Below are 8,215 nucleotides of genomic sequence, written 5' to 3' on the forward strand. Positions count from 1 at the left end.
CCACCACCCACCCCCACACCCCCCCCCCCCCCCCCCCCCCCCCCCCCCCCCCCCCCCCCCCCCCCCCCCCCCCCCCCCCCCCCCCCCCCCCCCCCCCCCCCCCCCCCCCCCCCCCCCGGCCGGCCGGCAGGGGGGCTCGGGTCGGGGCCCGGCGGCGCGCATGGCACCGTGGGGGAGGACCGACCGCGGCGACGAGGGGGACCAGCGTGCGGACGTCGAACCGGTGGCGGGGGTGCCGACGGGCAGCAGTGGTCGGGACCGCCGTCCTGGCCCTGGCGGTGGTGGCCACGCCGGCGTCGGCGGAACCGCCCGCCCCCGTGGCCGACGCGCAGCAGGTCGCCGACGCGGCGGCCGCGCAGGTGCAGGGCGCGCTGACCGAGCTCGGGACGGCGCAGGCCGCCGTCGCCGAGGCCGACGCGGGGGTCGCGTCCGCGCGGGCGCAGGCCGACGCCGCGCAGCAGGCGTACGAGCAGGCCCGGGCCGAGGCGCAGGCGGCCGACGACGCGGCCCGGGCCGCGCAGGACGGGCTGGCGTCGGCGGAGGGTGCCGTCGCCGTCTTCGCCCGCCGCAGCTACATGTCGGGGAGCACCTCGCCGGTGCTGGAGGGGCTGCTCACCTCCGGCAGCGCGGCCCAGGTGGTGGAGCGGGCCGCCCTCCTCGACGTCGTGGGGGAGTACCGGTCGGACGTGGTGGCCGAGGCGAGCGGGGCCCGGCAGCGGGCCGAGGACGCCCGGGCGGTCGCGCAGGCCGCCGTGCCGCGGGCGGAGGAGCTCCGGCAGACCGCCGGGTCGGCGCTGGCGACGGCCGAGTCCGTGCGCGCCGCGGCGGTCGACCGGGTCGCCGGGCTGCAGGCGCGCCAGACGGAGCTGCAGGCGCAGCTGGAGCAGGCGCGGACGACGCTGGTGGAGCTGCAGGCGCAGGCGGCGCCGGAGCCGCCCCCGGCGCCCGAGCCGCCGTCCCCGCAGCCCCCGGCGCCCCGCCCCTCCGCACCACAGCCGCCCGCCCCGGCGCCCGTCCCGGCCGGGGGTGCCGGACACGACTGGGACGCCGTCGCGCGCTGCGAGTCCGGCGGCAACTGGAGCATCAACACCGGCAACGGCTACTACGGCGGTCTGCAGTTCAACCAGCGCACCTGGGACGGCGCGGGTGGCCGGGCCTACGCCGCGCGTGCCGACCTGGCGAGCCGTGAGCAGCAGATCGCCGTCGCCGAGGTGGTGCTGTCCCGGCAGGGCGCGGGGGCCTGGCCCACCTGCGGCCGGCTGCTGTGACCGGTCGCCGGCGTCCCGCCCCGGGCCGTCAGGCGACGTCGGTGCGCGCCTCGGCCAGGTAGGCGCGGACGGCGGGCTCGGGGACGCGGAAGGACCGGCCGACGCGCACGGCGGCGAGCTCGCCGTTGTGCACCAGGCGGTACACCGTCATCTTCGACACCCGCATGATCGCCGCGACCTCGGCGACGGTGAGGAACGGGACGGCCGGGCGGGACGGCTGCGGCACCGGCGGGCGGGCGGTCATGGGGTGCGGGGTCATGGGGTGGGTCGTCATCGGGTGGCCGGCCATCTGCTGCACGCCGGCGGGGCGCTGACCGAGCGGCCGCTGACCGAGGGTCCCGGTGCCCGGGTACGGGCGGGCGCCCTGCGGCGCGGCGGGGCGCTGCAGGCGCTGGCCCGGGACGGCGGGGCGGGGAGCGGGGCGGTGGGGAAGGGACACCGGGGTTCCTCTCGGAGGCGGGCGGGGCGGCGCGGGCCGAAGTGGCGACGTTCCGCGTCTGTGCTGATACCGACGGTAAGGGGGAAGTCGGGCGGGGCACGAGGGGAACGAGGATGAGACGGACTGGTCCGGTTTGTCAGATGTTGACCGTGCGCCCGGCGGCATCCGTGCGGGTGCGCGAGCCGGGCGCCCGGCGGGTCGGCTCACCCCTGCGGGTGGCCGGACCGGTGCCCCGGCTGTGGGGGTGGCGGGGCGGTGCCGATCCAGCAGTGGGGCACCCGGCCGGCGCAGCCGCCGGCCGTGGGGTGCCCGTACGTGCGTGGCGAGGGGGGAACGTGAACATCCACAGCAAGGCCAAGGCCCCCGCCAGCGACCTCACCGTGCTCAGCGAGGTCGCCGCGGTGCTGGACGCCCGCGGTGCCGTCGCCCGGGCGCCGGTGACGGTGGCGGTGTCGGACCGGGTGGCGCTCGGGATCGCGAGCATGCTGAGCAGCCCGACCCCGTCCGGCCAGGTGCTCGCGCGGTTCGCCCGCACGGGCACGGTCGACAGCGGCGAGCTGCTGGACGCCGTCCGGGTGGAGCAGGGCTACGCCTCGGCCGAGGCGCACGCGGCGCTGCACTGCCTGGCCGGCTGGGTGCGCAAGCAGCTCCACAACGCCCGGGGCGCGTGAGGCCCGGTCACCGGCCGGCGCGGACCGCCGCGAGAGCCGAGGTGACCGCGGGCGAGGGGCGCAGGGTCGCCGGCCGGCCGGACCGCCGCGCCACCTCCAGGTGGTCCAGCAGGATCTCCAGGCCGGACGGCGACAGCGCCGTCACCGAGCCCGCGTCGACGAGCGCCACGCGGGCCGGCTCCCGGCCGTAGCGGCGGACGAAGTCGGCCACGGCCGCCGAGTCCACCGCGCCGGCCAGGCACAGCACCCCGCCGGCGCTGCTGTTGAGCAGCCGGACCACCCCGCGGGCGGTGCGCAGGTCGGGCAGGGGCACCGCCCCAGTGTGCCGCCCGGCCGGGACCCGGTCGCCCGGAGGCGGGCACTAGGTTCAGTGCGGACAGTCGGGCGTCGGCGCAGGGAGATGGTCGTGGGCAGGTCGGTGCTGGTGACCGGAGGGAACCGGGGGATCGGCCTGGCCATCGCCCGCGCCTTCGCCGCGCAGGGCGACGCGGTGGCGGTGACCCACCGGGGCAGCGGGGTGCCCGACGGGCTCTTCGGGGTCACCTGCGACGTGACCGACGCCGCCGCCGTCGACCGCGCGTTCACCGAGGTCGAGGAGCACCAGGGGCCGGTCGAGGTCCTGGTCAGCAACGCCGGCATCACCCGCGACGGGCTGCTGATGCGGATGTCGGAGGACGACTTCACCGACGTCGTCGACGCCAACCTGACCGCGGCCTACCGGGTCGCGAAGCGGGCCACCCCGAAGATGGTGCGGGCCCGCGCCGGGCGAATGGTGTTCGTGTCCTCGGTGGTCGGCCTGCTGGGCTCGGCCGGGCAGGTGAACTACGCGGCGAGCAAGTCGGGGCTGGTCGGTCTGGCCCGCTCGATCGCCCGCGAGCTCGGCGGCCGCGGCATCACCGCCAACGTGGTGGCCCCCGGCTTCGTCGAGACCGACATGACCGCCTCGCTGCCCGAGAAGCGGCAGCAGGAGATCCTCGGCCAGGTCCCGCTGGGGCGCTACGCCTCCGCGGACGAGGTGGCCGGGGTCGTGACCTTCCTGGCCGGCGCGGACGCCGGCTACATCACCGGGGCGGTCGTCCCGGTCGACGGCGGACTGGGGATGGGGCACTGATGACGAACACGACGGCGACCGGCCTGCTGGCGGGCAAGACCATCCTGGTCACCGGCGTCCTCACCGAGGCGTCCATCGCGTTCGCGACGGCGCGGATCGCCCAGGAGCAGGGCGCCACCGTCGTCCTGTCCAACTTCGGGCGGGCGCTGTCGCTGTCCCGGCGGATCGCCAAGCGGCTGCCGCAGGAGGTGCCGGTCATCGAGCTCGACGTGACCGATCCCGAGCACCTGGCGACCCTCGCCGGCCGGCTGCGCGAGCACATCGGCGACGCCCCGCTCGACGGGGTCGTGCACTCGATCGGCTTCGCCCCGCAGGAGGCCATGGGCGACGGTTTCACCGAGGTCGCGTGGGAGCACGCGGCCACCGCCTTCCAGGTCTCGACCTGGTCGCTGGCCTCGCTCACCCAGGCCTGCCGGCCGCTGTTCGGTGAGCAGGCCTCCGTCGTCGGGCTGACCTTCGACGCCTCGGTGGCCTGGCCGGTCTACGGCTGGATGGGGGCGGCCAAGGCGGCGCTGGAGTCCACCTCCCGCTACCTCGCCCGCGAGCTGGGTCCCGAGGGCGTGCGGGTCAACCTCGTCGCCGCCGGGCCGCTGCGCAGCATGGCGATGAAGTCCATCCCCGGCAGCCAGCAGTTCGAGGAGGCCTGGGAGGGCCGCGCGCCCCTGGGCTGGTCGGTCACCGACACCGAGCCCGCCGGCAAGGCCGTCGTCGCCCTGCTGTCGGACTGGTTCCCGGCCACCACCGGTGAGATCGTGCACGTCGACGGCGGCTTCCACGCCGTCGGCGTCTGAATCCCGCATCCGAACGAGTCCCGGCAGGCGAACCCCCTCCGTGCCCCGCGCCACCGACGTCGACATCCACCCCGGCCAGGCCCCCGACGACGACCCGTCGCTGGCGGTCCGCAACAACGGCGGCCGCGAGCCGTCCGCCGACCCCGCACCCGCGGGCCGGCGGGAAGCGCTGCTGGTGCTGTCCTTCGGCGGTCCCGAGGGCCCCGAGGACGTGATGCCGTTCCTGGAGAACGTCACCCGCGGCCGCGGCGTCCCCCGCGAGCGGCTGGAGGCCGTCGCCGAGCACTACCTGCACTTCGGCGGCGTCAGCCCGATCAACGACCAGAACGAGGCGCTGATCGCGGCGGTGGAGGCGGACCTGCGGGCGGCCGGGGTGGACCTGCCGGTCTACTGGGGCAACCGCAACTGGGCGCCCTACGTCGAGGACGCCTGGCGGCAGATGGCCGACGACGGCATCGAGCACGTGTACGTCTTCGCCACCTCCGCCTACGCCTCGGCGTCGGGCTGCCGCCAGTACCACGAGGACGTCGCCCGGGCGCGCGCCGCGTACGGTCCCGGCGCCCCGACCGCGGAGAAGCTGCCGCACTACTTCGACGCGCCGGGCTTCGTCCGGGCCAACGTCGACGCCCTGGCCGCGGCGCTGGCGCAGCTGCCCGAGGAGGTCCGCGGCGCCGCGCGCCTGGTGGCCACGGCGCACTCGATCCCCGACGCGATGGCCGCGGTCGCCGGGCCGGACGGCGGCGCCTACCAGGACGAGTTGCACGCCGCGGCCCGCGCGGTCGTCGACGCCGTCGCCCCCGGGCGGCACGTCGACCTGGTGTGGCAGAGCCGCAGCGGCCCGCCGTCGGTGCCGTGGCTGGAGCCCGACGTCAACGACCACCTGCGCACCCTCGCCGCGGCGGGGGAGACCGCGGTCGTGGTCTTCCCGGTCGGGTTCGTCAGCGACCACCTCGAGGTCGTCTGGGACCTCGACACCGAGGCGCGCGAGACCGCCGAGGAGCTGGGGCTGACCTTCGTGCGGGCCGGGACCGCCGGGACGCACCCGGCCTTCGTCGCCACCGTCCGCGAGCTGCTGCAGGAGCGCCGCGCCGGGGCCGCCCCGCGGCTGGGCACGAACTGCCCGGCGGCCTGCTGCCACGTCGCTCGCCCCGCCCGCCCCGCGCGCTGACCCGGCCCCGCACCCTGCGGGCGGACTCCGCACCGTGCGGGCGGGATCCCGGCCGCAGCCTCGGGGACCGGCCCGCAGGGTGGACGGTCCGGCGGCGGTGAGGTCCCGGCGGTCACCGGGCCGCGACGCGCCGCCGGTGGGTGCGGGCCGTCAGCGCGGGACCGCGTTGTAGGCGGCGGTCAGGGCCGCGCGGACGGCGTCGGACAGCGGCCGCAGCGCCTCGTCCCGGGCGGCGGCCTGCCCGGTGGTGACCGCACCGCCGGGCGCGTCGGCGAGGGCCAGGTCGAGGACCCGGGCCAGCCGCCGGGCCCTCGCCAGCACCGACAGCGCCAGCGGGTCGGTGTCGGCCGGCATGCCGGGCGCGGCGGCCGGCCGGCCCAGGCCGGACAGCAGCGCGGGGACCTCGGGGTGCCAGCGGGCGAGGTCCAGGCCGGCGAGGGTCCGCGCCGCGTCGCCGACGGCCAGGTCCAGCGCGCCGGACGCCGCCCGCAGCGTCCCCTCGACCGGGGGCGGCGCCGGCGCCACCCCGGCCAGCCCGAACGCCGTCCAGGTCACCATCTCGGTGCCCAGCGGCCGCGGCACGAGCGCGAGCACGCTGCCGACGGCCACCTGCCCGGCGTCCACGGCGGCCTCGACGAGGCCCGGGGCCCGGGGCACGCCACGCACGTCGCCGGGCACCGGCAGCGCCAGCGCGACCCGCCGCTCGCCGACCCCGCGCAGCCCGGCCAGCACCCGGCCCAGCGGGACGGACCCGTCGGTGCCCGGCAGCCCGGTGACCGAGTGCGCCGTCTCGCCGGCGACGGCGTCCAGCGCGTCGTCGAAGGAGCAGCGGCCGGACAGCAGCGCGGTGGCCCAGGCGGCGAACCGGCCGGCGGGGAGGTCGTGCACCTCGCGAGGCTACGTCGGGCGCCGGCCCGCGCCGCGGCAACGGTCGGGCAACATGATCGACGACGGCGTTCTCGACGCGGCGTCCGGATGCGACAGTGGCCCCGTGGACCCCTGGCTGCTGTGGCTGATCGCGTCGGGCCTGTTCGTGGCCGGCGAGCTGGCCGGCGGTGACCTCTTCCTGCTCATGCTGGCCGGGGGTGCCCTCGGTGGCATGGGCGTGGCGCTGCTGGGCGGCCCCGTCGTCCTACAGCTGGCCGCCTTCATCGTCGTGAGCGGGCTGCTGCTCGTGCTGGTCCGGCCCCTGGCCAAGCGGCACCTGGTGGACCGGACCCCGGAGCAGCTCGACGGCGTGGCCACCGTCATCGGCCGCACCGCCCGGGTGACCCGCGCGGTCGACGGCCACGGCGGCCGCATCCAGCTCGGTGCCGACGAGTGGACCGCGCGCAGCCAGTACGGCGGCGAGACGTTCCCCGTGGGCGCCACCGTCCGCATCCTCCAGGTCGACGGCGCCACCGCCGTGGTGGGCGACGCCCTGGAACTCGAGTGACCCACCCGACCCCGACCGAGGGAGCCCTCCCGTGACGCCCGCCCTGATCGCGCTGCTCGTGGTCGCGCTGCTGGTGGTCTTCGTGCTCGCCAAGAGCGTGACGATCGTCCCGCAGGCGCAGGCCAAGGTGGTCGAGCGCCTCGGCCGCTACAGCCGCACCCTGTCGCCCGGCCTGTCGATCCTCGTGCCGTTCATCGACCGGGTCCGCGCCACCATCGACCTGCGCGAGCAGGTCATCTCCTTCCCCCCGCAGCCGGTGATCACCGCCGACAACCTGCAGGTCGGCATCGACACGGTCGTCTACTTCCAGGTCACCGACCCGCGGCTGGCCGTCTACGGCATCGCGAACTACATCACCGGCATGGAGCAGCTGACCACCACGACCCTGCGCAACGTCGTCGGCGGGCTGAACCTCGAGGGCGCCCTGACCGGCCGGGACGGGATCAACAGCCAGCTGCGCTCCGTCCTCGACGGCACGACCGGCCCGTGGGGCCTGCGCGTGGCCCGGGTGGAGATCAAGGCGATCGACCCGCCGGCGTCGATCCAGGACTCGATGGAGAAGCAGATGCGCGCCGACCGCGACAAGCGGGCGCTCATCCTGCAGGCCGAGGGGCAGCGGCAGTCGCAGATCACCACCGCCGAGGGGCAGAAGGCGGCGGCGATCCTGTCGGCCGAGGGCAAGAAGCAGGCCGCGATCCTGGAGGCCGAGGCCGAGCGGCAGAGCCGGATCCTGCGCGCCGAGGGCGAGCGGGCGGCCCTCTACCTGCAGGCGCAGGGCCAGGCCAAGTCCATCGAGACCGTCTTCCAGGCCATCCACGAGGGCAAGCCCGACCAGGGGCTGCTCGCCTACCAGTACCTGCAGACGCTGCCGAAGATCGCCCAGGGCGACGCGAACAAGATGTGGATCGTCCCCAGCGAGTTCAGCAAGGCGCTGGAGGGGCTGGCCCGGATGGGCGGGGCGGACGGCGACGGCCGCTCGTGGATGGACGTCGGACCGTCCGACGGGGCGGCCGGACCGGCGCGGCAGATGGACACCAGTGACTGGTTCGAGTCGCAGCTGCCGCCGGCCGCCGCGCAGCCCGAGGCGCAGATCCACATGACCGAGCTGGCCGACACGGTGCCCGCCGTCCCGACACCGACGCTGCCGCCGACGGGCGCGATGGCGCACACCGCGGCCGAGGAGGCCCCGCCGCTTCCCCCGGTGCCCGGCCAGCAGCCGCCGCAGGACCCCGAGGCCCCGCCGCAGCGGTGAGCCGTGGTGGGGGGGGGGGGGGGGGGGGGGCGGGGGGGGGGGGGGGGGGGGGGGGGGGGGGGGCGGGGTTGTTGGGTTCC

10 protein-coding genes are annotated in these 8,215 nt (G+C 77.2%); 7 read left to right on the forward strand and 3 right to left on the reverse strand.

The window, feature by feature from the left end:
* The first annotated feature begins 248 nt into the window (after window positions 1-248).
* Entirely contained in the window at window positions 249-1,268 is a 1,020-nt protein-coding gene (locus tag ACI781_RS19020) for a transglycosylase family protein (RefSeq protein ID WP_456567698.1), read from the forward strand.
* 28 nt (window positions 1,269-1,296) lie between these two features.
* On the opposite strand, the gene ACI781_RS19025 is transcribed toward ACI781_RS19020, so the two are convergent.
* Entirely contained in the window at window positions 1,297-1,707 is a 411-nt protein-coding gene (locus ACI781_RS19025) for an excisionase family DNA-binding protein (protein ID WP_456567699.1), read from the reverse strand.
* Window positions 1,708-2,042: 335 nt separating this feature from the next.
* Between ACI781_RS19025 and ACI781_RS19030 the strand changes: the two genes are divergently transcribed.
* Complete coding sequence (locus tag ACI781_RS19030; protein ID WP_456567700.1) at window positions 2,043-2,378, forward strand: hypothetical protein; 336 nt, start codon at window positions 2,043-2,045, stop codon at window positions 2,376-2,378.
* Window positions 2,379-2,385: 7 nt separating this feature from the next.
* Here the strand turns inward: ACI781_RS19030 and ACI781_RS19035 are convergent, their stop codons facing one another.
* Window positions 2,386-2,691 carry a hypothetical protein gene (locus ACI781_RS19035; protein WP_456567701.1) on the reverse strand — a complete coding sequence of 102 codons (306 nt, stop codon included), beginning with the start codon at window positions 2,689-2,691 and terminating at the stop codon, window positions 2,386-2,388.
* Between the two features lie 87 nt (window positions 2,692-2,778).
* Between ACI781_RS19035 and fabG the strand changes: the two genes are divergently transcribed.
* Genes fabG through ACI781_RS19050 form a run of 3 tightly spaced genes read left to right on the forward strand, consistent with a single transcriptional unit; the run spans window position 2,779 to window position 5,448 of the window.
* Window positions 2,779-3,489 carry a 3-oxoacyl-ACP reductase FabG gene (gene fabG / locus ACI781_RS19040; protein ID WP_456567702.1) on the forward strand — a complete coding sequence of 237 codons (711 nt, stop codon included), beginning with the start codon at window positions 2,779-2,781 and terminating at the stop codon, window positions 3,487-3,489.
* Window positions 3,489-4,280: an enoyl-ACP reductase FabI gene (fabI, locus tag ACI781_RS19045; protein WP_456567703.1), complete on the forward strand. Its 792-nt coding sequence runs from the start codon at window positions 3,489-3,491 to the stop codon at window positions 4,278-4,280. Before fabG ends, fabI begins: the two co-directional genes overlap by 1 nt.
* A gap of 40 nt (window positions 4,281-4,320) precedes the next feature.
* A complete protein-coding gene (locus ACI781_RS19050; protein WP_456567704.1) occupies window positions 4,321-5,448 on the forward strand; it encodes a ferrochelatase in 1,128 nt (375 codons plus the stop codon).
* Window positions 5,449-5,598: 150 nt separating this feature from the next.
* On the opposite strand, the gene ACI781_RS19055 is transcribed toward ACI781_RS19050, so the two are convergent.
* Window positions 5,599-6,336: a hypothetical protein gene (locus tag ACI781_RS19055; RefSeq protein WP_456567705.1), complete on the reverse strand. Its 738-nt coding sequence runs from the start codon at window positions 6,334-6,336 to the stop codon at window positions 5,599-5,601.
* A 103-nt stretch (window positions 6,337-6,439) separates the two neighbouring features.
* On the opposite strand from ACI781_RS19055, the gene ACI781_RS19060 reads away from it, so the two are divergent.
* Both ACI781_RS19060 and ACI781_RS19065 read left to right on the forward strand, forming a co-directional pair.
* Complete coding sequence (locus ACI781_RS19060) at window positions 6,440-6,883, forward strand: NfeD family protein (protein WP_456567706.1); 444 nt, start codon at window positions 6,440-6,442, stop codon at window positions 6,881-6,883.
* A gap of 31 nt (window positions 6,884-6,914) precedes the next feature.
* A complete protein-coding gene (locus tag ACI781_RS19065) occupies window positions 6,915-8,135 on the forward strand; it encodes an SPFH domain-containing protein (RefSeq protein WP_456567707.1) in 1,221 nt (406 codons plus the stop codon).
* The last annotated feature ends 80 nt before the right edge of the window (window positions 8,136-8,215 follow it).

The organism is Blastococcus sp. SYSU D00695 (assembly GCF_054050555.1).

Coding starts and splice junctions, on each gene's coding strand:
- fabG (WP_456567702.1), top strand. CDS start 2,779: ATGGTCGTGGGCAGGTCGGTGCTGGTGACCGGAGGGAACCGGGGGATC.
- fabI (WP_456567703.1), top strand. CDS start 3,489: ATGACGAACACGACGGCGACCGGCCTGCTGGCGGGCAAGACCATCCTG.